This window comes from Vibrio alfacsensis (assembly GCF_019670485.1).
In the GTDB taxonomy this organism is placed as follows: Bacteria; Pseudomonadota; Gammaproteobacteria; order Enterobacterales; family Vibrionaceae; genus Vibrio; species Vibrio alfacsensis.
This window is the reverse complement of the sequence record NZ_AP024166.1, coordinates 1096835-1119720: the sequence shown is the minus strand read 5'-3', so window position 1 is coordinate 1119720 and position 22886 is coordinate 1096835. Positions and strand designations below refer to the sequence as shown.

General features: G+C 44.3%; 23 protein-coding genes. 8 read left to right on the top strand and 15 right to left on the bottom strand.

Going from position 1 to position 22886, the window contains the following annotated elements:
• Window positions 1-375: 375 nt before the first annotated feature.
• Window positions 376-1218, top strand: a complete 843-nt coding sequence (locus tag VA249_RS19560; protein ID WP_221070485.1) for a helix-turn-helix domain-containing protein — start codon at window positions 376-378, stop codon at window positions 1216-1218.
• Window positions 1219-1237: 19 nt separating this feature from the next.
• Here the strand turns inward: VA249_RS19560 and VA249_RS19555 are convergent, their stop codons facing one another.
• Entirely contained in the window at window positions 1238-2014 is a 777-nt protein-coding gene (locus VA249_RS19555) for a PTS sugar transporter subunit IIA (protein ID WP_221070484.1), read from the bottom strand.
• A gap of 9 nt (window positions 2015-2023) precedes the next feature.
• Entirely contained in the window at window positions 2024-2323 is a 300-nt protein-coding gene (locus VA249_RS19550) for a PTS fructose transporter subunit IIB (RefSeq protein WP_128813225.1), read from the bottom strand.
• Window positions 2324-2523: 200 nt separating this feature from the next.
• Here VA249_RS19550 and VA249_RS19545 point away from each other — a divergent pair, with 200 nt between their 5' ends.
• Window positions 2524-4395, top strand: a complete 1872-nt coding sequence (locus VA249_RS19545) for a fructose-specific PTS transporter subunit EIIC (protein ID WP_221070483.1) — start codon at window positions 2524-2526, stop codon at window positions 4393-4395.
• 68 nt (window positions 4396-4463) lie between these two features.
• On the opposite strand, the gene VA249_RS19540 is transcribed toward VA249_RS19545, so the two are convergent.
• On the bottom strand, window positions 4464-5351 hold the full coding sequence (locus tag VA249_RS19540) for a LysR family transcriptional regulator (protein WP_221070482.1): 888 nt from the start codon (window positions 5349-5351) through the stop codon (window positions 4464-4466).
• Window positions 5352-5451: 100 nt separating this feature from the next.
• Between VA249_RS19540 and VA249_RS19535 the strand changes: the two genes are divergently transcribed.
• Complete coding sequence (locus VA249_RS19535) at window positions 5452-5823, top strand: DoxX family protein (RefSeq protein WP_221070481.1); 372 nt, start codon at window positions 5452-5454, stop codon at window positions 5821-5823.
• 98 nt (window positions 5824-5921) lie between these two features.
• Complete coding sequence (locus VA249_RS19530) at window positions 5922-6800, top strand: NAD(P)-dependent oxidoreductase (protein WP_221070480.1); 879 nt, start codon at window positions 5922-5924, stop codon at window positions 6798-6800.
• A 190-nt stretch (window positions 6801-6990) separates the two neighbouring features.
• Here the strand turns inward: VA249_RS19530 and katE2 are convergent, their stop codons facing one another.
• The 7 genes from katE2 to VA249_RS19495 form a co-directional block, all read right to left on the bottom strand.
• Window positions 6991-8427 (bottom strand): catalase KatE2, encoded by a 1437-nt coding sequence (gene katE2, locus VA249_RS19525; protein ID WP_221070479.1) that lies wholly within the window; start codon window positions 8425-8427, stop codon window positions 6991-6993.
• Between the two features lie 286 nt (window positions 8428-8713).
• On the bottom strand, window positions 8714-9331 hold the full coding sequence (locus VA249_RS19520) for a glutathione S-transferase family protein (RefSeq protein WP_128813219.1): 618 nt from the start codon (window positions 9329-9331) through the stop codon (window positions 8714-8716).
• 16 nt (window positions 9332-9347) lie between these two features.
• Window positions 9348-10379, bottom strand: a complete 1032-nt coding sequence (locus VA249_RS19515; RefSeq protein WP_221070478.1) for an NADP-dependent oxidoreductase — start codon at window positions 10377-10379, stop codon at window positions 9348-9350.
• Window positions 10380-10480: 101 nt separating this feature from the next.
• Window positions 10481-11116, bottom strand: a complete 636-nt coding sequence (locus VA249_RS19510; RefSeq protein ID WP_221070476.1) for a TetR/AcrR family transcriptional regulator — start codon at window positions 11114-11116, stop codon at window positions 10481-10483.
• A 49-nt stretch (window positions 11117-11165) separates the two neighbouring features.
• On the bottom strand, window positions 11166-11486 hold the full coding sequence (gene yqfB, locus VA249_RS19505) for a N(4)-acetylcytidine aminohydrolase (protein ID WP_128813216.1): 321 nt from the start codon (window positions 11484-11486) through the stop codon (window positions 11166-11168).
• A 151-nt stretch (window positions 11487-11637) separates the two neighbouring features.
• Window positions 11638-12753 (bottom strand): maltose/maltodextrin ABC transporter ATP-binding protein MalK, encoded by a 1116-nt coding sequence (malK, locus tag VA249_RS19500; protein WP_128813215.1) that lies wholly within the window; start codon window positions 12751-12753, stop codon window positions 11638-11640.
• Between the two features lie 205 nt (window positions 12754-12958).
• A complete protein-coding gene (locus tag VA249_RS19495) occupies window positions 12959-13105 on the bottom strand; it encodes a hypothetical protein (protein WP_164837309.1) in 147 nt (48 codons plus the stop codon).
• 313 nt (window positions 13106-13418) lie between these two features.
• Here VA249_RS19495 and malE point away from each other — a divergent pair, with 313 nt between their 5' ends.
• The 3 genes from malE (at window position 13419) to malG (ending at window position 17156) form a co-directional block, all read left to right on the top strand.
• A complete protein-coding gene (gene malE, locus VA249_RS19490) occupies window positions 13419-14597 on the top strand; it encodes a maltose/maltodextrin ABC transporter substrate-binding protein MalE (protein WP_128813214.1) in 1179 nt (392 codons plus the stop codon).
• 78 nt (window positions 14598-14675) lie between these two features.
• Window positions 14676-16253, top strand: a complete 1578-nt coding sequence (malF, locus tag VA249_RS19485) for a maltose ABC transporter permease MalF (RefSeq protein WP_211916643.1) — start codon at window positions 14676-14678, stop codon at window positions 16251-16253.
• Window positions 16254-16265: 12 nt separating this feature from the next.
• Window positions 16266-17156, top strand: a complete 891-nt coding sequence (malG, locus tag VA249_RS19480; RefSeq protein ID WP_221070474.1) for a maltose ABC transporter permease MalG — start codon at window positions 16266-16268, stop codon at window positions 17154-17156.
• A 381-nt stretch (window positions 17157-17537) separates the two neighbouring features.
• Here malG and VA249_RS19475 read toward each other — a convergent pair whose 3' ends face one another.
• The 3 genes from VA249_RS19475 to VA249_RS19465 all read right to left on the bottom strand — a co-directional run bounded on the left by VA249_RS19475 (window position 17538) and on the right by VA249_RS19465 (window position 19525).
• On the bottom strand, window positions 17538-17783 hold the full coding sequence (locus tag VA249_RS19475) for a hypothetical protein (RefSeq protein WP_128813211.1): 246 nt from the start codon (window positions 17781-17783) through the stop codon (window positions 17538-17540).
• Between the two features lie 204 nt (window positions 17784-17987).
• Window positions 17988-18482: an acyl-CoA thioesterase gene (locus VA249_RS19470; protein WP_128813210.1), complete on the bottom strand. Its 495-nt coding sequence runs from the start codon at window positions 18480-18482 to the stop codon at window positions 17988-17990.
• A gap of 137 nt (window positions 18483-18619) precedes the next feature.
• On the bottom strand, window positions 18620-19525 hold the full coding sequence (locus VA249_RS19465) for a DMT family transporter (RefSeq protein WP_221070472.1): 906 nt from the start codon (window positions 19523-19525) through the stop codon (window positions 18620-18622).
• A 98-nt stretch (window positions 19526-19623) separates the two neighbouring features.
• On the opposite strand from VA249_RS19465, the gene VA249_RS19460 reads away from it, so the two are divergent.
• On the top strand, window positions 19624-20412 hold the full coding sequence (locus tag VA249_RS19460) for an AraC family transcriptional regulator (protein WP_211916651.1): 789 nt from the start codon (window positions 19624-19626) through the stop codon (window positions 20410-20412).
• A 69-nt stretch (window positions 20413-20481) separates the two neighbouring features.
• On the opposite strand, the gene VA249_RS19455 is transcribed toward VA249_RS19460, so the two are convergent.
• Both VA249_RS19455 and fucP read right to left on the bottom strand, forming a co-directional pair.
• Window positions 20482-21495: an aldose 1-epimerase family protein gene (locus VA249_RS19455; protein WP_221070470.1), complete on the bottom strand. Its 1014-nt coding sequence runs from the start codon at window positions 21493-21495 to the stop codon at window positions 20482-20484.
• 44 nt (window positions 21496-21539) lie between these two features.
• On the bottom strand, window positions 21540-22862 hold the full coding sequence (gene fucP / locus VA249_RS19450) for an L-fucose:H+ symporter permease (RefSeq protein WP_221070468.1): 1323 nt from the start codon (window positions 22860-22862) through the stop codon (window positions 21540-21542).
• Window positions 22863-22886 lie beyond the last annotated feature (24 nt).

Sequence of the window (22886 nt, the reverse complement as noted above, 5' to 3'; positions counted from 1 at the left end):
CCCCTATAAATATATTTTTTATTTCAGAGGTATTGTGAAATTAGACGTGAATAGACTGTAGTGAATAAAAAATGCATTCACTGGAGGATTGTAACTGTCTAGCTAGAGTGTGATTTAGATCGTCAACTGGACAAAATTGACTGAATATCTGTAGCAATCTGATGGATGGTTGTAATTTGTTCGTTTGTGCCTTTTGGCTATGTTATATATGGCTTTATGCTTGTGCTAATCTTGTTTGTAACTGGAAAAATGATTCGTTAACTGGATTTTTGTAACATTAAATTTGAACTGTGATTTCGCTCAATAGCACAAAAATCCAGTTCAGTGTATATCTATGGTCATAGCATCATGGTTGCGTAATTAAGAGTTCGTATAATGGTTTTTCATGATTTGATTTCATCAGTATTAAGTGAGCGAGAACCCTTTCATAATATTTGGTTTGCTGGTGATTTTCATACGCCACCTGAATTTAGCTATCAGGTTAATTTCCCTAGATTGGAATTGGTGCTCTCTGGTGAATATATCAATGAAATGGAAAGTCATGACCGTAAAGTATCGCATATTGTCGCTAAAGCAGGAGATGCGATATTTATACCACCAAACTGTTGGAATAAGCCGGACTGGGATTCTGACTGCTCAGTATTAAGCATTCTGTTTGGCCGCCGTCAGTTGGGGTTAAGTTTTGTCAGTAAACGCAAAGGCGAAGCGAGCTTTTACGATATTCAAAAGCACAGTATTCAAACACGCTCTGGATTTGCTATCGACAACATTTTGGAAGCGTTGAGTTCATTGGCGCGTGAATGCAATAAAAATCCAATGGATGAGTTGTTGTTGCAAGCTTTATTGCAATACGCGAATTCGATGCTTGAAGCGCCGATTGAGCAGCAGTCGAACAACCGTGTGCAAGATCTTTATCAAGGTATCTGTATATACATTCAAGAGAACTTTCATCGTCCAATTACTCGCGACAGCATTGCGTCCCGATTTAGTATTTCTGCCAATCATTTGTCTCGCTTGTTCCGCCAACAAGGGCATATGACGCTAGCAGATTACATTACTTGGGTGCGAGTAGACCGCGCGAAGTTCATGCTCAAAAAGTATAACTTCAAGTTGAATGACGTTTCGTTACGTTGTGGATTTAAGGATGTGAATTACTTCTGTCGCGTATTTAAGAACCGTACAGGCCGAACGCCAACAGAGTATCGAGGTTCAATTTAAAACGGAAAAACGGTAAAGGTTAAGCGAGCAGTCTCGACATGGCGTACATAAGGAGAGCCTGTAAGTCGACGCTGCTTTTGGTTGATAGTAGCCGAGTTGCCATTTGGTCCGTCAGCAAGTTGCGGGTTAAGTTCGTTGCGGTGATGATTTGCTCTCGAGTGGGCTTTGCCGGTATTACCAGTGCTATAGCCAGATGAACGTTACCCATTTTTGAAGCCCAATCCATAGGTTTTTCGTTCGCAATTACGGCGACAGAAATATGCTCCACACCATCGAACATGACATGTGGCAGCGCAATGCCTGGTGTGACACAAGTCGACGATCGCTCTTCTCGTTTCACAAAAGCGAGAATCAATTCATCTGGGTGAATGGGATGGATCAGTTGAGCAAGCCCTTTTAAACACTCAAATTTGGTTAATTCTGTATGTGCTTTGGCATAGTGCCACTGAATCTCACTGGGTGGGCAAATTTGTGGCAGGCGGGTGGCGAGTTGGCTGGAAAATTCATAATTAATCTGAGAGCCCACAACGGTAAAGTGCTCCGCGACGATGTCTTTAATGACAAAGCAAGCCAGTTCCGCATCGATGCCAATCGCGGTAATTTGACAAAGATCGCCTTGTTGCAAACCAACTTGAAGCACCGCGAGAGAGCGAGTCAGTTCTGCGGTGCGATTTTGCGTGATATTAATGATGCGTAAGGTGCTTTTGAATTTTTTTGCCACGCGATAAAGCGGCTGTGCTACATGGGCACTGGCGTTTGTATCATCAACAAAGAAAGTAATTTGATATTCGTTCATCAGCGTGAATTATCGACAGTGTACAAGAAACACTTTATCGACGTTGAGCAACACATCTTCAATCGGGATTTGAATTTTGTTTGTGCCCTCAAAGCGGCCTGGCTGTTCGATCTCAATATCGGATACGATAAGCACACGATCGGCTTGGGCAATATCATGCGGCGTGAGTTGGTTCTCGATCCCCATTGCGCCTTGTGTTTCGACTTTAATTTGTAGGTTATGCTTTGGCGCCGCTTTCATCAATGCATCTGCTGCCATATAAGTATGAGCGATGCCGGTAGGGCATGCTGTCACCGCTACGATTTTCATGTTCTATCCGTATTATTTTTTTGTGGATATTAGCACAGAGGTCCACGAAAGAACGGATTTAAAGCGGGTAAACGCAAGAGCTCTATCACAATTTAAATTTCATGTTACATTAATCCAGTTAATGCACTTTTTGTCCTGTATCTCAGGGAGTGCTAGGTGGTTAATCTATGTTCGAGCGTGAACATTGCAAGGTACAAACAATGGACATTACAAACCTTATTGAGCCGGAAACGATTTGCTTAAACTTGAAGGCTCAAACGAAAGATGAAGCGCTCAAAGAGCTCGTCGACATGTTGGACGCGGCGGGCAAGCTCACTAGCAAAAGTCAGTTCTTGGCGGATATTTGGAAGCGAGAAGAGATTGGCAATACCGGCTTTGATGAGGGTATTGCCATTCCTCATGCCAAGAGTTATGCCGTCGCGAAACCTGCTGTAGCGGTTGGGATCAGTCGTGATGGCATTGACTATGGTGCTGACGATGGTGAGTTATCCCATGTTTTTTTTATGCTGGCCTCGCCTGATGGTCATGATCATCACCACATCGAGGTGTTGGCACAAATCTCCACCAAAATCATTGAAGACGGTTTTGTTTGTCAGTTAAAACAAGCTGAAACGGTCGAGCAAGCTCGCGCCTTACTTACCGACATTCAGACGAATACTCCTGAATCAGACATCCATTCTTTAGCGTTTGACCCCGAGCCGCTAAGTCCTTGGGCGCAAAGTCTGGGCCGCATGAAAGAACATCTTCTGTATGGCACATCACACATGATCCCATTTATTGTGGCTGGTGGCGTTTTGTTATCGTTGTCGGTCATGATCACCGGACAAGGCGCGGTTCCAGAAAACGGTATTTTGGCCGATATTGCTCAAATGGGCATCGCAGGTTTAACGCTATTTACGCTCGTCCTTGGTGGGTATATTGCCTATTCCATAGCAGATAAACCCGGTCTCGCACCTGGCATGATAGGAACCTGGATTGCAGTCAGTCATTATAATACGGGCTTTTTAGGGGCGATAGTTGTCGGTTTTTTCGCCGGCTACGTCGTCTGGTTGCTGAAGAAGATACAATTACCAGACAGCATGAGCTCCCTCGGTTCTATCTTCATTTACCCATTGGTAGGTACGTTCTTAACCTGTGGCGCTGTGATGTGGGTGATAGGTGCGCCAATCGCGAATGCCATGACAACGATGAACGAAGTCCTCACTGGCATGGCAGGCTCAGGAAAAATCATGCTAGGTACTGTACTTGGTGCGATGACGGCATTTGATATGGGTGGGCCAATCAACAAAGTGGCGACCTTATTTGCCCAAACACAAGTCAATACACAGCCTTGGCTTATGGGTGGCGTCGGCATCGCAATTTGTACGCCACCACTTGGTATGGCGTTAGCGACGTTTCTATCGCCGAAGAAATTTAAACGTGATGAACGTGAAGCGGGTAAAGCGGCGGGCATCATGGGAATGATAGGTATCAGCGAGGGTGCGATTCCATTTGCGGCTGGTGACCCTGCTCGAGTGCTGCCTGCGATTGTTGCGGGTGGTATTGTTGGTAATGTGATCGGGTTTATGTTCCATGTGATTAACCACGCACCATGGGGTGGTTGGATTGTGCTTCCCGTCGTTGATGGAAAGCTCGGTTACATCATCGGCACGATGGTTGGCTCACTGACGACCGCGCTGATTGTGATCGCATTGAAGAAAACCGTGACAGAAGATGACAACATGCTGGGAGGTCGCCAAACCTCGACGTCGGTAACGGGAGAGGGAGAAGCGGATATTCTTGCCGTAACATCTTGTCCATCAGGTGTGGCGCACACTTTCTTGGCGGCGAAGTCTCTTGAAAAGGCGGCTTGTGCTCTGGGTATTAAGATTAAAGTCGAAACGCAAGGTGCAAACGGCATTATCAATCGAATTACTGAAAAAGATATCGTAAGAGCAAAGTTCGTTATTTTTGCCCATGACGTCGCGATTAAAAAACCAGAGCGTTTTCGCAATATGAAAGTGATCGACGTCAGTACTAAGGACGCAATGCTTAATGCCACGGCACTGTTACAAGCGAGGAGAACCTCTTAAATGCTAAGCGTGTTTGTCTGACTATTGAACATGAGATGAGATTGCTCCATCAACACGATGGAGCATTTTTATTTTTGAACAAAGTATTGAACTAAGAAATCGATAAAAGCACGAATGCGCTGTGGTTGATGCTCACTATCTTTATACACGAGATACATAGGTAACTTAATGGTTTGATAGTGCTCTAGAATTTGCGTTAACTTGCCGTCTTTGATTTCTTTCTCCACCATCCATTTTGGCATCGCCGCAATCCCTTGTCCTAACTTGGCCATTTGAACCAACATTTCAGGACTGTCACTCTTTACCTGCTCTTTTACTTTGACTTTTATTGAGTCGGTACCATTGTGAAAACGCCATAGATTTGATGGCGTTGATAGTGAGTAGGTTAGGCAAGAATGCTCAGTTAAATCTCTTGCTGATAATATTGGGTCATGACGCTCGAGATAGTCTGGTGATGCAAAATACACCAATTCATTATCCATTAACCAGCGTGCCTTTAACCCCGAGTCTTTTAAAGAGGCGGCGCGAATTGCAATGTCGACATTTCCCTCAACTAAATCGACGAACTTATCGGATACGGAAACATCCACCGACACATCAGGGTGCTGACCAAGAAAGTTGCTTAAAGGTTCAGACAGTAGACGCACACTGAACGCACTTGGAACCGAGAGCTTTAATTCACCAGAGACGGATGCTTGTTCCTGTCTGAGTTGAGATTCAAAGGAATCGATTCGTTCGGTGAGTTCTTGTGCAATAGCGAGGTATTGCTTGCCGTTTGGCGTTAGGCTGATAGCACGTGCATGCCGATGAAAAAGGGTAATCCCGACCTCTTTCTCAAGCCAAGCGATCTTCTTGCTAATGGCACTTTGGGTTGTATTAAGTTCATTCGCTGCTGCTGTAAATGAGCCGAGTTGAGACACGCGACAAAAGACTTTCAAACACGCAAATTTATCCATAATGCATTCCTATTTGGAATGGTAATAAGCTGAATACTAGCCTAGTTAAGTTATAAGTGGAATGCTTTAATGCTTCCATCATTTGCTTGGAGTTAAAATTATGTCTTTTGTTCAAGGGTTGTTAATCGCGTTTTTCTTGTTTGCTAGTTCGATCAAAGTTATCGGTTGGGTAAAGCCTATTTTTGAAACTCAACTTGCTTTTTTCCATAAGTATGGCCTCAATCGAGCAGCCATGTTTTTGGTGGGATTAGTCGAAGCAACAGGTGCGATTTTGATGTTAATCGGATTGATATTTGCCAATAACGAGCTCAGTGCAATGGGTGCGGGGTTGATCGCATTTACATCTATTGGTGCTATGTTCTTCCATTTTCGCTTTGATACATGGAAAGATGCCATACCATCATTAGTTACATTGGCCCTCTCAGTGAGCGTTGTTTTACCTGTGCTAATGCCATTTATTATGCATATCTAGTTGATACTTATTACAAGTAATGTTCTGACTAATTTAGTAAGATGCGGGAATAGTAACATGCAGAAAACACAATGAGTTTGAATTCAAGGAGGCTTGCAATGGAAAAACAAAAAGTCGCATTTATTGGTTTGGGTGTAATGGGATACCCAATGGCGGGTTACTTAAGCAAGGCTGGCTTTGAAACCAAAGTTTATAACCGTACCAAAGTGAAAGCTGAAAAGTGGGCGTCAGAGTATCAAGGAGTGGTGTGTGAGACGCCACGTGAAGCCGCAGAGGGCTGTGATATCGTTTTCATGTGTGTAGGCAATGATGATGACGTGCGCAGCGTTGTATACGGTGAAGAGGGCATTTTGGTTGGCTTAAAAGCGGACGCAGTGTTGGTTGATCACACGACGACATCGGCAGATCTCGCGGTCGAGCTTGCTGATGCATGTGCGAAATACGGTAATCATTTTGTCGATGCCCCTGTTTCCGGCGGCCAGGCTGGCGCAGAAAATGGCGTGTTGACCATCATGTGTGGTGGCGAGCAGAGTGCTTTTGACCGCGTTTCTCCGGTAATGGATGTGTACGCGAAGCAAATGACGCTACTAGGAGAAAATGGCCAAGGTCAACGCTGTAAAATGGTAAACCAAATCTGTATCGGTGGTGTACTGCAAGGTTTGAGTGAGGCACTGCTGCTGGCGCAAAAATCAGGCCTAGACATTGCTCAAGTCGTGGAGACGCTAAAGCACGGCGCGGCAGGTTCATGGCAGATGGAAAATCGCGCAAATACCATGGCGCAAGATAAGTTTGATTTTGGTTTTGCTATCGATTGGATGCGTAAAGATTTAGGCTTTTGTCTGCAAGAAGCAGAGCGAGTGGGCTTAGAGTTACCGCTGACAAAGAAAGTGGATGAGCAATACGCTGATCTCCAGCGTGATGGTTTGGGTCGTATGGATACGTCAGTATTGATTAAAGCCGTCGCTAAAAATCAGTAATAATTTGAAAATCAGTATCAGTAATAGATAAACAGTTCTTTGGTATCAAAGAGCTTAAAGAAACGTAAGTTGATCATAATGAATCTCCTTGAGCATTGCTTGTGATTAGTGATTTGAAATAAGGAGGTGCATTCGAGCTCCTCCTTTTTTATGTCTATTCGTCACGCAGTGTGATGATTACAGCGTTAGCTTACTTGTTTAAGCCTAGTGCAACCTCAAGGCCTTTACCGTAGGCTTCGTCCGCTTGGTAAGCGTGTTGAACGTGACGCTCTTTGATGAACTCTGGCACACCATCCATTGCACGAGCAGTGTTATCGAACAGAACTTGACGTTGCTCTTCGCTCATTAGGCGGAATAGGTCACCCGCTTGGCTGAAGTAGTCTTCATCTACACGGTGATCAAAGTGGTCAGCGTTGCCGTTGATGCGCAGTGGTGGCTCAGAGTAATCTGGTTGCTCAGCCCATTCTTGCTTGTAGTTTGGCTCGTAACCAATAGTAGAACCAAAGTTGTTATCGACACGCATTGCACCGTCGCGGTGGTAGCTATGTACAGGGCAACGAGGTGCGTTCACTGGGATTTGGTGATGGTTCACACCCAGACGGTAACGCTGAGCATCGCCGTATGCGAACAAACGACCTTGTAGCATCTTGTCTGGAGAGAAACCGATGCCTGGTACGACTGCTGCTGGGTTGAACGCTGATTGTTCAACTTCTGCGTAGAAGTTTTCTGGGTTACGGTTCAGTTCGAACTCACCAACAGGGATCAGTGGGTAATCTTTTTGAGACCATACTTTTGTTAGGTCGAATGGGTTGAAGTTGACTTCATCCGCTTCTAGTTCAGGCATGATCTGTACGTACATCTTCCATTTAGGGAAGTCTTGACGCTCAATTGCCTCGTAAAGGTCACGGTGGTGGCTTTCGCGGTCTTTACCTACGATCGCTTCAGCTTCTTGGTCAGTTAGGTTTTTGATGCCTTGTTGAGTTTTGAAGTGGAATTTCACCCAGTAACGCTCGTTTTCTGCGTTGATGAAGCTGAATGTGTGGCTACCAAAACCATGCATATGACGGTAAGAAGCAGGGATACCACGATCACTCATTACGATGGTCACTTGGTGGAACGCTTCTGGTAGTGATGTCCAGAAATCCCAGTTATTTGTTGAGCTGCGCATGTTAGTGCGAGGGTCGCGTTTTACCGCGTGGTTTAGATCTGGGAATTTTAGAGGATCACGTAGAAAGAATACTGGTGTGTTGTTACCAACTAAATCCCAGTTACCCTCTTCAGTGTAAAATTTCAATGCAAAACCACGAATGTCGCGCTCTGCATCAGCCGCACCACGTTCACCCGCTACTGTCGTAAAACGAGCGAATAGGTCAGTTTTTTTGCCGATCTCTGAGAAGATTTTTGCACGAGAGTATTGAGTGATGTCGTGAGTCACAGTAAATGTACCGTAAGCTCCAGAACCTTTTGCGTGCATACGACGCTCTGGGATCACTTCACGATCAAAATGTGCTAGTTTTTCAAGGAACCAAACATCTTGTAGTAGTTGAGGGCCACGAGGGCCTGCAGTCATAACATTTTGGTTATGGGCAACAGGGCAGCCAGCTGCAGTGGTCAGTTTCTTGCTCATTCGAGTTTCCTTGCAATAGTGATATTAAATCTGAGTTTTCAGTGGTTGCTGAAATTTATGCGAGGAGAATAACGCCATAAATGAGAATAAAAAAACAGTTATTAACAATCAATGTGATAGGTATCACCTATCCTTTAACGTGTTGTTAAATATCATGTTTTGCTTAATTAACAATATTAATCGTGTGGATTAATTTGTCATTTCAATCATCTGTCGTGGAAATGATTTCTGCCCAATTCAGTGATCACAAAAATAGACAGAAATCAGTTATCTACTGAGTTAGAGATTACCCATATTTAACTTCAAGCGCTTCGGCTTTGAGTAAACTTGGATGTGATGCGAGTTGAGCGCCGTAGCGTTGAATGTTTGGGAAGCGTTCGATAACACCAAATTTATTTAACACATCGACAATAAATGACATCATAAAGTCCGCGCCAGTGAGGCGATCTTCAACAAGGTATTGTTTACCCTCGAGGCACTCATCAACGTAACCCATTACTTTCATGGTTTCGGCATCTGCATAGTCTGCAAGAAAGTTGGTCGGTGTACCGTCTTTAGCGACAAACATTTTTAGTAACAGTGGCACCATTGCCGAGCTTTCTGCAAAGTGCATCCACTGAAGGTACTGGGTGTAAGCTTTTGTGCCTCGTTGTGGTACAAAACGACCATCGCCGTATTTGTCTATTAGGTATTCAGTGATCGCACCGGATTCTATTACGACCTCATCGTCATCCTCTAAAACAGGTGACTTACCCAAAGGATGGATACTCTTTAGCTCTGGTGGGGCTAAAAAGCTGACATTATCACGGAGGTAAGGGACCACTTCATAATCGACGCCGAGTTCTTCCAGTAGCCATATGATTCGCTTTGAACGAGATTGGTTTAAATGATGTAACTTGATCATTGAAAATTCCTTTTATTTACAGTGGTTGATTGGTTTGGATAACCAACTTGCCAAAATTTTTGCCTTCCAGAAGACCAATGAAAGCTTCTGGCGCATTTTCCAACCCTTGAACTAAGTGCTCACGGTAGTGAATTTTTCCCTCTGCGAGCCATTGGCTCACGTCTTTAACAAAATTGGTGTAGCTGTGCTCATCGTGATCGAAAATGATGAATCCTTGCATCTTGATGCGTTTTACCAGAATGTTACCCATCAGCATCGACATACGATCTGGGCCGTCAGGTAGAGACGTGGCATTGTATTGAGAGATCAAGCCACATAGCGGTACACGAGCGCCGACATTAAGAAGAGGTAGTACCGCATCAAAGACTTTTCCGCCTACGTTTTCAAAGTAGATATCGATGCCTTTGTCGCATATTGCTGCGAGCTGCTCTGCAAAGTCTTCTGCGGTGTGATCAAGACAATCATCGAACCCTAAGGTGTCTTTTGCGTACTGGCACTTCTCTGCGCCGCCTGCAACACCAATCACTCGGCAGCCTTTTAGTTTACCGATTTGACCCACCATAGAGCCAACCGCGCCTGTTGCCGCTGCGACAACGAGCGTATCACCAACCTTAGGTTGTCCGATTTCCAGTAGACCCACATAAGCGGTAAAGCCGGGCATGCCTAAAACACCTAACGCGTAAGACGGGTGAGTTGGCTCGCTGCCTAACTTGAACAAGCCATCGCCGTTAGATAGGGCGTAATCTTGCCAACCGGTATAAGCGACCACCCACTCACCTTCTTCATAATCAGAACGGCGAGAAGCTACAACCTGACACACTGTCCCTCCAACCATTACATCGTTGATTTCAACGGGATCAGCGTAAGATTTCGCGTCACTCATACGTCCACGCATGTAGGGATCTAGTGATAGATACACGCTGCGCAGAAGCACTTCGCCCTCGTTTGGTGTAGGGATAGCCGTTTGCTCTAATCGAAAGTTACTTTGAACTGGAGAGCCCACTGGGCGATTGGCGAGAACGATTTGACGGTTATGTGTTGGAGTCATGTTGTTTCCTTATTTATTATTAGACCAGTCGTCTAGTTATGGTTCCTAAAAAATCCGCCGTACTTTTTATGAAAAGATTAAGGCGGATTAAGTGTAGCTGTTTAGTGAGAGGCGTCTTTGCTTCGTTTGGTTGTTTTCAGTTCATGATCAGAATGTTTTCTAAGCATGCTCTGAGTGCTTTCAAAGCTGCGCATTAAACCAGAACGATCTTGATAGAGCTTATTAAGTAAACTTGCACCGATCCATTGGTGATAGACTAAATGGGCCGTTTGTTCGGCAGAGGTAACTTGAATCGAGCCATCTTCAATACCCATTTGAATACACTCTTCAATGGCTTTCACAACCTGACTCGCGCCGCTGGCGAGTTTGATTCGCATCGCATCAGACAGATCGGATACTTCAGCACTCAGCTTGACGACTAGGCATTTGTTGGCGTTGCATTGGCCATTTTCGATAGCCATCCAACGTTCAAAGTAACTGAGGATGCGATCACAACCAGATCCATCACTTTCTGAAAAGTGAGCCTTTATCATTTTAAGATAACGCGTGAAGTAATCTTCAATTAAAGCCTCACCAAATTGTTCTTTTGACTTAAAGTAGTGATAGAAAGATCCCTTGGGTACATCCGCTACTTTGAGCAATTCGGATAACCCTACGCTAGTAAAGCCTTTGGCGACGACCAATTGGTAGCCGACATCTAAGATGTGTTGACGAGTATCGTTCGTTTTTGCGTTCATGAATCTACCATAAACAAAATTAGACCAGTCGTCTAGTGGTTCCTGGGTGTTATTTGATCAACTCGTATTCAATCACATAGAGCTCATCGATATTTGGGTAAATTTCACGAATAAGTTCTTTTAGTTTTGGCAGTTCAATGGCTTCTTGCTCGGCGTGAAATTCATTGATGTCCTCAAATTTGAGCGGAGCGACTGATAAGATTTTGATGTTACAAACTTTGCGGTCTGTCTCTAGAGTAAACACTTCCACTTCGGTATTGGGTACATAGTGGCTTTCTGATTCGTCACGGATGGTGATGGTCTTTTTGCCCGCCGTGATAAGCGGAGTTAGGAATTCAAAAAAAGTAATTTTCGTTGGATGAGATGACATGATGGATGCTCTTAATTGGGGGGATAAGCAGACATTATACGGTTCAGTTTGCCGCGTTCATAACGAAATTGCATGGATAAATACTTATCGAGTTTTAGATAAAAAAAATCCCTCTCGATTGAGAGGGATTGGCAGCATGCAAAGGTGTATATTAAGCTTCTACGCCCATTTCTTGGAATAGACGACGGCAAGCACGGCCATCACTATGGAATAAGTGGCAGCGGTGAGCTGGAATGCCGATTTCTAGTTTATCGCCAGTATCAACATCTAATGTGTCTGGTTGACGGAAAATAACGTCAGCGTCAGCGCCTTCTAGGTTCAAGTAAACTTGTGTTTCATTACCAAGTTTCTCAACAATCATCACTTCACCGTGGATCGATGCCTCTGCCTCTGACGCAGAAAGTAGGTGCTCAGGGCGAACACCTAGAGACATGCGGTCGCCGCGGTTAACTGTCGTTCCATCCACAGGGATCCAGAAAGAAGTGCCGTTTGATAGCTGAACTTTCACGCGTTCTGCTTCGACTTCATCAATGAATACGCTCATGAAGTTCATTTTTGGAGAACCAATGAAGCCTGCAACGAAACGGTTTTGTGGGTAGTGGTATAGCTCCAATGGCTTACCTACTTGTGATACAAAACCGCCGTCTAGAACCACAATTTTATCTGCCATCGTCATCGCTTCTACCTGATCGTGCGTTACGTAGATCATGGTACAGCCTAGCTGGCGTTGTAGCTTAGTGATCTGAGCGCGCATGTTTACACGTAAAGCCGCATCAAGGTTTGATAATGGCTCATCCAGTAGGAAAACATTCGGCTGTGAAACAAGAGTACGACCGATAGCAACACGTTGACGTTGACCACCTGACAGCGCTTTAGGCTGACGTTCCAGCAAGTGACCTAATTGAAGAATTTCAGCGGCGTGTTCAACGCGCTTGTCGATTTCTGCTTTGTCTGCTTTAGCCAGTTTCAGACCAAATGACATGTTGTCGTATAAATTTAGGTGAGGGTAAAGCGCGTAAGACTGGAACACCATACCAACACCACGTTTGGATGGTTCTACGTCGTTCATGCGCTCGTCACCAATATACAAATCACCAGAAGTAATGTCTTCAAGACCGGCAATACAACGTAGAAGAGTAGATTTACCACAGCCTGATGGGCCAACGAAAACAACGAATTCACCTTCGTTAATTTCTAGATCTACGTTTTTAGAAATCAGTACGTCGCCATACGCTTTACAAACATTTTTTAACGTGACACTCGCCATGTAGCTCGTCCTCGATCAATTTTTATTTTTCACCGCTCATCATTATATGAATTTTATCGCGAGCAGTAACAGTAGGAATTGGTAAGTTATCGGTTGGTAAGAAAAACTGGGTAGTGCTCCAAATGTCCTGAAATAGGAGCACTACCCATCATAGCCAAATACGAGTTTCTCTCCCCCACATTATTCGCATCGTCTCCCCCGTGAATCATTTACCACTAACAATACAAACAATGACATTCCACTCGTATGGCAATGTAAAACCAGCAAACAATGACCTATAGGGTAGGTACTGCTGGAAAAGGGTTCTTACCATCCACTCTTGGATGACTGCAGTTTCTAAGATTGTGTTCACTGCTACATCCTCCTAATAGAAATTATTGTGGGGGGAGTAGGTAGGGAGGAGTCCAAAAGGAGGAGGAATCACGCAGTTGGGCGGAAATCACATAATTGCGTGGCGTAAAGTTGAAATCGATCACAGCTCGTATCCATTTTGTGATTTGAGTCGCTAACCCTGGGAGATGAAGATCACGAAAATACGTCATAATTGCAAGGGCGTAGGGATTAGGAGGATGAGACATAGTGGATTATTACAGATGATATATGTCGAAATATGGCTGAACCTCAATGGACTAGCCCTACATCAAAAATATAAAAAGGATACGAACATGAAAAAATTAAGCGCTGTAGCACTGGGTACTCTGGTTGCTTTAGGTTCTTTTGGTGCAAATGCTGCTATCGAGGAAGGACAACTCACTATCTGGATCAACGGTGATAAAGGTTACAACGGCCTTGCGGAAGTTGGTAAGAAGTTTGAGGAAGACACGGGTATCAAAGTAACAGTTGCTCACCCAGATGGCCTACAAGACAAGTTCCCACAAACAGCGGCAACGGGTGATGGTCCTGATATCGTATTCTGGGCTCACGACCGTTTCGGTGGTTACGCAGAAGCGGGTCTTCTAGCAGAAATCAAACCATCTAAAGAAGTAAAAGATGGCATCGTTGATTTCGCATGGGATGCAGTGAGCTACAACGGCAAACTGATTGGCTACCCAGTTGCGGTTGAATCTCTATCTCTAATCTACAACAAAGACTTGGTTCCAAACCCACCAAAAACATGGGAAGAAGTTGCAGAGCTAGACGCAAAACTTAAGAAAGACGGCAAATCTGCAATTATGTGGAACCTAAAAGAACCGTACTTCACATGGCCACTAATGGCGGCTGATGGTGGCTACGCGTTTAAATACACAGGCAACGGCTACAATGTAGAAGATGCTGGTATCGCGAACGAGGGCGTGAAAGACGCAATGAACTTCGTGAAAGGTCTTGTTGATAAGGGCGTTATCTCAGCAGATATGGACTACTCAGTATCTGAGTCTGCGTTTAACCAAGGCAACACGGCGATGACGATCAACGGTCCATGGTCTTGGGGCAACATCGAGAAGTCTGGTATCAACTACGGTGTGGCAACACTACCTAAATTCCAAGGTCAATCTTCTAAGCCATTCGTAGGCGTACTGACTGCGGGTATCAGCACTGCATCACCTAACAAAGATCTAGCTGTCGAGTTCATTGAGAACTACCTATTGACTAACGATGGTCTACGTATGGTTAACAATGACAAGCCACTAGGTGCGGTTGCGCTTAACTCGTTCCAAAAAGAGCTAGATGCGGATACTCGTATCGCTGCGACAATGGACAACGCAATGAACGGCGAAATCATGCCAAACATCCCACAAATGAACGCATTCTGGGGTGCAGCTAAGAACGCAATCATCAACGTTGTAGATGGTCGTCAAACTGTAGATGCAGCACTTGCTGACGCAGAAAAACAAATGACTAAATAATTCAGCAACACCTTTTAAGGAGGGGGCAACTCCTCCTTACTTTTCTATATTTATTCAATATTCGCTAGCAGGTTCCCTATGCAGTCAGTTCAAGGTACAAATGCTATGACAGCACCAGAAGCCAACCTTCCGAGCAGCAAAAAAGTGTTTATCAAATGGGCACTATTAGGCACAGTCGGCATTATCAATGGCTACGCTACTATCCTAATGTATTCTCGCGGTGAGATCGCTTTTGCGTTACTGACGCTTATTCTTACCGGTTTAGCGCTGTATATTTTCGGTAGTAAAAAGACTTACGCACATCGTTATATTTACCCAGGTATCGCCGGGATGATTCTGTTCATCCTTTTCCCATTGGCGTACACCATAGGATTGGCGTTTACTAACTACAGTGCAAAAAACCAATTATCGTTCGATCGTGCACAAACCGTACTGCTGGATAGAACCTATCAAAGTGGTGAAAGTTACCCGTTTACCTTGTACAAAACTGAACAAGGCCACCAAATTGTGGTGAAGAAAAACGGTGAGCTTCTTGCGACACCAAACTTCACACTTAACGGACTTTCAGCGACCGATTTCGATTTAACGCCAATCACTCAAGAGCCAACAGGCGAAAAAGAGCCGATCAAAACGATTGTTAAAAATCGTAGTGCGTTGAGTGGGGTCGATCTTCACCTGCCAAACGGTGATGATATTCGTATGAGCGGTCTGCGTAAGTTTGCAGCGGTTGTACCATTGTATACATTACAAGAAGACGGTGAGTCACTTTACAACAACCGCACGGAAGAACTGCTGCGCCCTAATATGGAAGTCGGTTACTACCAACCAGTTGATGCAAATGGTCAATTTGTTGGTGACACAGTTTCACCTGGTTTTGTGGTTAGCATTGGTACTCACAACTTTGAACGTGTGTGGAAAGACGACGGCATCAAAGAACCATTTATTAGTATTTTCATTTGGACCATTGTGTTCTCAGCATTGACGGTACTGTTTACGTTAGTGATTGGCCTTGTATTGGCAAGTGTTGTGCAATGGGAAGCGTTGAAAGGACGTTCTGTCTACCGTTTATTGCTTATCTTACCTTATGCGGTACCAGCGTTTATCTCTATCTTGATTTTTAAAGGTCTATTTAACCAAAGCTTTGGTGAGATCAATATGTTGTTAGAGGGGCTGTTTGGTATAAGCCCTGCGTGGTTCTCTGACCCGTTCCTAGCGAAGACAATGATCCTGATTGTGAACACTTGGTTAGGCTTCCCTTACATGATGATTCTGTGTATGGGCTTGTTGAAGGCGATTCCAGAAGACTTATATGAAGCGTCTGCGATTGATGGTGCGAACTTTATTACCAACTTCACACGTATCACGCTACCAATGATGCTTAAGCCATTAACGCCACTATTGATTGCGAGCTTTGCTTTTAACTTCAACAACTTTGTTTTAATTCAATTGTTGACAGGTGGTGGCCCGAACATGATCGGCACGTCAGAGCCTGCAGGTTACACAGACCTATTGGTTAGCTACACGTACCGTATCGCGTTTGAGGGTGCTGGTGGCCAAGACTTTGGTCTAGCAAGTGCAGTAGCAACACTGATCTTCCTGTTGGTTGGCGCGTTAGCTCTACTCAACCTACGTGTAACGAAAGTAGCTCAAGATTAAGGAGACATCATAATGGCAATGGTACAAGGCAAGTCATTAAAATATCGAGTTTGGGCTACGCATGCAGCAATGTGGGCATTCTTAGCTCTGATTATCTTCCCACTGTTGATGATCATCGCAATTTCATTCCGTGAGGGTAACTTCGCGACGGGTAGCTTGATTCCGGATAACCCAACATTGGATCACTGGAAACTGGCTCTGGGTATGTCTGTTACGAATGCTGATGGTTCGGTGACACCACCGCCATTCCCAGTAATGACATGGCTGTGGAACTCAGTAAAAGTAGGCGGTATTTCTGCAATTTTGATTGTGGCACTGTCAACAACATCTGCTTATGCGTTTGCTCGTATGAAGTTCAAAGGCAAGAACACCATCCTTAAAGCGATGATGATCTTCCAGATGTTCCCTGCAGTATTGGCACTGGTTGCGCTTTACGCTCTGTTTGATAAGTTGGGTCAGTACATTCCGTTCTTAGGATTGAATACCCACGGTGGTTTGATCTTCGCTTACTTGGGTGGTATTGCACTGCACGTATGGACGATTAAAGGTTACTTCGAGAGTATCGACTCTTCTCTAGAAGAAGCGGCAGCGCTAGATGGTGCAACACCATGGCAAGCATTCCGTTTGGTACTGTTGCCACTTTCTGTGCCAATCCTAGCAGTAGTGTTTATTCTGTCATTTATCATGGTGATCGGTGAAGTTCCTGTAGCGTCACTGCTGCTATCTGATGTAAACTCGTACACGTTAGCAGTTGGTATGCAACAGTATCTTTACCCACAAAACTACCTATGGGGTGACTTTGCAGCGGCTGCGGTACTTTCAGCAGTACCAATTACAGCGGTATTCTTACTTGCTCAACGCTGGCTTGTTGGTGGTCTAACAGCTGGTGGTGTGAAAGGTTAATTCTTAATTGGTCATTAAGTCTTAACGTAAACCGAATAATAAGAAATAGGGCGACCAACAGGTCGCCCTTTTAAATAGCGTTGATATTACAATTTTGGTTTGGCCGCCGATCAGTAATATCCGCTTTTTGTTGGCGTTACGCATAGCTGGCTGTTAGCTTAGTTCCTTACGCTTTAATCACTAACAGTTTTTGTAACCATAACCTGAGTCTAGACTCAGGTTTTTTTATGTCTGTCTTTTAAACAGATATATGTTGTTATGTTTTGATTAGAGATTAGCGATTTTGTAATGGATTACACAGATGCTCAAAACTGCGTTGCGTAGCACATCACATAAATATCTTAAAAAGTAGGGGCATACGAAAGGGTAAGCGGGCGTAAGTTAAAACTCTCGGCTTGAGGGAGCACAGCCAACGTATTGCAGTAAGGTATAGAGGCTTTCTTGTTGCAGAGCGACCCGACGAAACAAGTTCGCGAACGTGGAATCACCACCAAAGCACGCTTGAATGTAGTGGTTAATTTCAGCTTCGTTATAACCCTCGACATACATGGTGCGTACCCATTGGTATTCCACTGCTTTCAAGTTGGTTAGTGTGCTCTCACTTAAAGTTGTGCTTTGTAATTTCAAGATCCTAACTCTATACAACGCCGAACAAGTCAGAGAATTTAAGCAGATCTTGGTGAAATATTTATGACAATACGAAGCAAATGATGACAACAACCTTGAAAAACGTCGTAATCATGATATTGCTTCGTACTGTGATTTTGCATGATGGGGTTGGAGAGAGTAGAAACCCGCAGTTGTCAGTTGTCAGTTGTCAGTTGTCAGTTACTAATAGGGCGATTTCAAATACTTGACGTGAGCTTCCATTTCTTCGCCAATCTCTTTACGCATGTTCATAAGGCGGATAGCCGATTGCTCTAACGCTTTATCTTCGTCTGATTCCGGAACCCACTTTGGCACATCTGTTGGTTTGCCATTCTCATCCACCGCGACCATGATAACAATGCAGTGCGTTGTCAGACGATTTTTTAGCACTTTTGGGTCGCTTGCTTGGACATCAATCGCAATGTGCATTGAAGTGCGTCCGGTGTAGATGACTTTTGCACTGACTTCGACCAAGTTACCCACATGAATGGGAGCAACAAAACGAATGCCGCCAGCATACGCGGTGATACAGTATTTGCCACTCCACGCAGCGCTACAAGCATAAGCGGCTAAATCGATCCACTTCATTACCGCACCACCATGGACTTTCCCGCCGAAGTTCACATCCCCCGGTTCAGCGAGAAAACGGAGGGTAATATCTCTTTGACCACTGCTCATCTGTCATTCCTTTTTGATTTATCGCACTTGTTAAATTTAATGTAACAGCATGCGCTTGGTTCGGGAATAGCAGGTGCAACAAATTGTTAACTTTGCTTTGTCTTAAAGTTTGATAGTCAAGAGTCAAGAGTCAAGACTTAAGGTGTTGCTGGTGGTAAATCTGCATTGGCAATGGGTGGTTTACGACGTAGTTTGATTTGCGAAAGGATAACGCCAGAGATCACCAACATACCGCCGATGATATGGTAGGTATGAATCTTCTCGCCAAGTAATGTGGATGCAAGTGCCACGGACACAACAGGCATTAAGTTCATAAACATCGCGCTTGAGTCGGCCCCAATTAAATCGATCGCTTTTACCCACATCAGCGGGGCAAAAATGGATGCAGCGATGCCCGCGTAAGCGATCAGAGGTAGTGCGCTTTGGCTTGGTAGCAAGTGTTCGCTACGAAGCCATAAAGGCATTAGCATGATCAGAGTGAATGCGCCTTGCATGTAAACTAGAGTCATGCTGTTGAACGGCATTTTCCAACGCTTAAGCAGCACGCAGTAAACCGCGTAGCAAAGGGATGCCAAAATCATCAAGCTGTCCCCTTGAGTCATGTCTTGATGAAAAAAGTAGCGAATATCGCCATGGCCAAGCATGAACGCAAGCCCTGACAATGAGAGTACCCCACCGACAATACTCAGCATGGAAATGGATTTACCTAAAAGAGGCACACTTAAGAACACACTCATCAGTGGCACAAGGGAGGTGATCAGCGCCATATTGGAAGCAGATGTCGTTAGACCCGCGTAGTAACCAAGTGATTGGTTAAGAACCATGCCCAAAAGTGCGAGTACCGCTAACTTGGTCAGGTGAGGCTTTATGATATGACGTTGTCTGAGCACAGCTGGAAGACAAAATGGGGTTAAAATTACCATCGCCAATAGCCATCGGTAAAAACTCATCGCGCTCGGCTCTATTGTGCTTGAGGCCATTTTATTCACAATGGCATTACCGCCCCAAATCATAACAGTGAAAAACGGAAGCAAGTAAACCATGAGAACCTCATCGCACAATAATTAATGGCGCTAGTCTGACAGGTCTTTATAATGGAAAGTATCTCTAGAAAGACATCGTAAGCGATAGGAAGACAATTTTGAGAAAGAGTACAAGGAATCTTCACCCATCATTATCAATTGATATAGCGCCATCCGATGTATTTATGAATTTCGAGGCTTTCCTTTCGAACACTGAAACGCGAATTCATAGCCACCCTTGGGGGCAAGTTCAGTTGATAAGCGGCGGCATTTTAGAAATGGATGCCGAAGATACCCGTTTTTTAGCTCCGCCTCACCTTGCTATTTGGGTCCCTGCTGGAGTCCGGCACACAAGCTATAACCGAAAACCTTTGGAATATTGTTCTCTCAATATTGCCCCAGAATTAACCCCACATTTTCCAACCAAAACCAGCTTGATCAAGGTAACGCCAATTGTGTCGGCGATTGTGGAAGACTTTCGCCAGCGAAAAATCAACGTTGCGCAGAGTGATGAAGACAAGCGTATTGTTCAAGTTTTGCTAGATCAGCTTGCGAAGCAAGAAGTCGAGCATCACTTTTTACCAACGACTAATAATAAGTACCTTGAACCCATTTTGAAAGCTGTTGAAGAGGCGCCGACAGACGATGTTAGCCTAGGAGAATGGGCAGAAAAAGTGCACACAACGGAGCGCACTTTGGCGCGCCACTGCCAGAGTGAATTAGGGATGAGCTTTACAGAATGGCGATTGAGAGTGCGCTATTTGCATTCAATGGAGCTGTTAAGAAAAGGGCAAACCGTGAAAGAAGTGGCGCTCACTTTAGGTTACAACCAAGCCAGTCCATTCATTGCTATGTTTAAGAAATACTCCGGCATTACACCGGAGCAATATAAGAATCGCTTGTTATAGTTGAGTTGGTTATCAACCTAAGCAGCTTCTGAATTAGAAGCTGCAGTCATCTAACACTTAAACCCAAAATCAGCGTAATACAACGCCAGTTTTTACCATAAACTCGCGTGATTCTTTCGGCGCTAAGTAGAGTAGGGTTCCGCTGTTCTTAGCCGCCGAGAATCCTTCAGGCCGGCATGTAGCAGGTAATACATACGCTCCTACAGATTGGTCGGCATTGTACAAAATCCAACGAGTTGCGTAGTTAAACTGTGCAGTATTGAACTCAGTGACTAGCTTATGGTGTTCTGACACTGCCATTTCGAACTTAGCTTGTTGTGTATGCTCGGAGAGCTTGTCCATAAAGTAGACGATTTCAGGATCGTACATCTCTGGATGTTCAAGAACTTCAATGGCAGGGGAGGCTTTTAATGTCTCATTGTAGTCAAGCCATTGCGGTGTTGGTTTAACGTGATTTGGAATGGATTCGCGTAGTTTAATCACCTCGTTAGGAATGTTTTGAGCGAATGTAGCATTATCAAAGTAGGCGGCATTCATATGGCACATGTATTGTAGTGGCATAGGTTGCGCACCTAGGTTAGTGACATTCATTTTAATTTCAAACGTGCTTTCATTTGCCTTTAGGCTGAGGCTAGGTTTCGCTAGATAATGATCGCCAAAGCCCATCACGTATTCGTAGCTTCCCCATAGAGTGATACCATCTTCACTAACGTCAAGCCACGCGCTATCCATTTTTGCGCACGCCATTTCCCCATGCAGAGGGTGATCATCTTCTGGTCCTGGGCAGCCATTGCGAAGCAATCCTGAATGGAAAGAAAAACATCCGTAAGTTTCAACAATACTTTTAGCAAATTTTGGTTCAGAGAACATGTTCTTCATACACATGTCGACGCCTAAAAACTCTGCATCCCAAATCATTTGGCCCATAAATGGCAACACCACAAGTTTGCCTTTGTTGTTTTTTATTTCTAGTGCTTGTACACCAGAGTTATAAGTAAAGCTGGCAACTTCAAATTGCTCAGAATGGAGAATGGTGGTTTTAGAAGACTTAAATTGTTCTTTGTATAATGGAATAGTGAACATAGCTTTATCTCGCAAAAGACCGCCCAATTGGGCGGCCGAATAATTTAGACAGTGGCAGTAACAACAGGTTTGTCTTGTGCTTTGAATTTCATTTCACTTACGAAGTAGTACGCTACGACGCCAAAACAAACGAAGTTAACCATGAACGACATTTGTAAGCCGACCATATCCGCAACTAAACCTTGAATTGCAGGTACACATGCAGCACCCACGATTGCCATTACAATCACAGCGCCAGCCGTTTCTGTGTATTTGTTGTCGACGGTTTGAAGCGTTGCTGCGTAAATCGTTGCCCAGCAAGGACCAAACAGCAGTGATACAACGATTGCCATCCATACCGCAGAGAAGTTTGGTACAAACGATACGTACACTAGGCAGATCATGCCAAGTAGTGAATATGCAATCAGTACTTTTTCTTGGGCAAACTTGGTCATCAATACGTTGGCAATAAATTTACCGATAAAGAAGCCGATAAATGAGAAGACCAAGTAAGTTGAGGCATCACGTTCGTTGAGGTTACCCATTTCTAGCGCAAGACGAATAGTGAAGCTCCATACCGCCACTTGCATGCCGACGTAGAACCATTGTGCAATAATGCCTTTTTTGAAGCGTGCATTAGTTGATAGGTACTTTAGCGTTTCGCCAACCGATGGTGCTTGTTTGGTATTCTCGGTTTTTACCTTACATTTCGGGAATGCAGTCAGTGCAAAGAGTGATGCAACACCAAGCAAAACAAAGATCATGTATTTGTACGGCTTAAGTGTATGTTGAAGCATTTCTAGTTTGAAAACATGCAATTGTTCAGCATTCATCATTGCCATTTGCTCTTCCAAACTGGCGCCATCTTGGAAGACCAAGTATTTACCTAGAAGAATGCCTGCAATAGCACCAATAGGGTAGAAAGTTTGTGAAATGTTAAGGCGCAGAGTGGCTTTAGAAGGCTCGCCAATCATTGAAGAATAGGTATTTGCCGCCGTTTCTAGGAATGACAGACCTATTGCAATTGAGAATATTGCAGCCAAGAACATGGTGTAGGTAGCCATGGTGGAAGCAGGGTAGAATAATGAACAACCGACAATATACAACGATAGACCGGCTAAAATGGTCATCTTGTATGACGTCTTCTTAATCACGAGTGACGCAGGGATCGCGATCAAGAAGTAACCACCGTAAAAGGCAGACTGCACTAGTGCACTGGCAAAGTTAGATAGTTCAAACACCGATTTGAACTGGGTAATTAGGATATCGTTTAGGGATGCCGCAGCCCCCCATAAAGGAAATAAACACGATAAAAGGATAAATTGGAAATAAGGAGTTTTATCTAAATATCCATCATCGCGCTGTGTAGTATTATGTTTTATCAGCATTTTAGATCACTCTTGTAGGGTCGA

What these genes read in the sequence shown, in the direction of transcription:
- VA249_RS19560 (WP_221070485.1), top strand. Translation starts at nt 376, where the DNA reads ATGGTTTTTCATGATTTGATTTCATCAGTATTAAGTGAGCGAGAACCC.
- VA249_RS19555 (WP_221070484.1), bottom strand. Translation starts at nt 2,014, where the DNA reads ATGAACGAATATCAAATTACTTTCTTTGTTGATGATACAAACGCCAGT.
- VA249_RS19550 (WP_128813225.1), bottom strand. Translation starts at nt 2,323, where the DNA reads ATGAAAATCGTAGCGGTGACAGCATGCCCTACCGGCATCGCTCATACT.
- VA249_RS19545 (WP_221070483.1), top strand. Translation starts at nt 2,524, where the DNA reads ATGGACATTACAAACCTTATTGAGCCGGAAACGATTTGCTTAAACTTG.
- VA249_RS19540 (WP_221070482.1), bottom strand. Translation starts at nt 5,351, where the DNA reads ATGGATAAATTTGCGTGTTTGAAAGTCTTTTGTCGCGTGTCTCAACTC.
- VA249_RS19535 (WP_221070481.1), top strand. Translation starts at nt 5,452, where the DNA reads ATGTCTTTTGTTCAAGGGTTGTTAATCGCGTTTTTCTTGTTTGCTAGT.
- VA249_RS19530 (WP_221070480.1), top strand. Translation starts at nt 5,922, where the DNA reads ATGGAAAAACAAAAAGTCGCATTTATTGGTTTGGGTGTAATGGGATAC.
- katE2 (WP_221070479.1), bottom strand. Translation starts at nt 8,427, where the DNA reads ATGAGCAAGAAACTGACCACTGCAGCTGGCTGCCCTGTTGCCCATAAC.
- VA249_RS19520 (WP_128813219.1), bottom strand. Translation starts at nt 9,331, where the DNA reads ATGATCAAGTTACATCATTTAAACCAATCTCGTTCAAAGCGAATCATA.
- VA249_RS19515 (WP_221070478.1), bottom strand. Translation starts at nt 10,379, where the DNA reads ATGACTCCAACACATAACCGTCAAATCGTTCTCGCCAATCGCCCAGTG.
- VA249_RS19510 (WP_221070476.1), bottom strand. Translation starts at nt 11,116, where the DNA reads ATGAACGCAAAAACGAACGATACTCGTCAACACATCTTAGATGTCGGC.
- yqfB (WP_128813216.1), bottom strand. Translation starts at nt 11,486, where the DNA reads ATGTCATCTCATCCAACGAAAATTACTTTTTTTGAATTCCTAACTCCG.
- malK (WP_128813215.1), bottom strand. Translation starts at nt 12,753, where the DNA reads ATGGCGAGTGTCACGTTAAAAAATGTTTGTAAAGCGTATGGCGACGTA.
- malE (WP_128813214.1), top strand. Translation starts at nt 13,419, where the DNA reads ATGAAAAAATTAAGCGCTGTAGCACTGGGTACTCTGGTTGCTTTAGGT.
- malF (WP_211916643.1), top strand. Translation starts at nt 14,676, where the DNA reads ATGCAGTCAGTTCAAGGTACAAATGCTATGACAGCACCAGAAGCCAAC.
- malG (WP_221070474.1), top strand. Translation starts at nt 16,266, where the DNA reads ATGGCAATGGTACAAGGCAAGTCATTAAAATATCGAGTTTGGGCTACG.
- VA249_RS19470 (WP_128813210.1), bottom strand. Translation starts at nt 18,482, where the DNA reads ATGAGCAGTGGTCAAAGAGATATTACCCTCCGTTTTCTCGCTGAACCG.
- VA249_RS19465 (WP_221070472.1), bottom strand. Translation starts at nt 19,525, where the DNA reads ATGGTTTACTTGCTTCCGTTTTTCACTGTTATGATTTGGGGCGGTAAT.
- VA249_RS19455 (WP_221070470.1), bottom strand. Translation starts at nt 21,495, where the DNA reads ATGTTCACTATTCCATTATACAAAGAACAATTTAAGTCTTCTAAAACC.
- fucP (WP_221070468.1), bottom strand. Translation starts at nt 22,862, where the DNA reads ATGCTGATAAAACATAATACTACACAGCGCGATGATGGATATTTAGAT.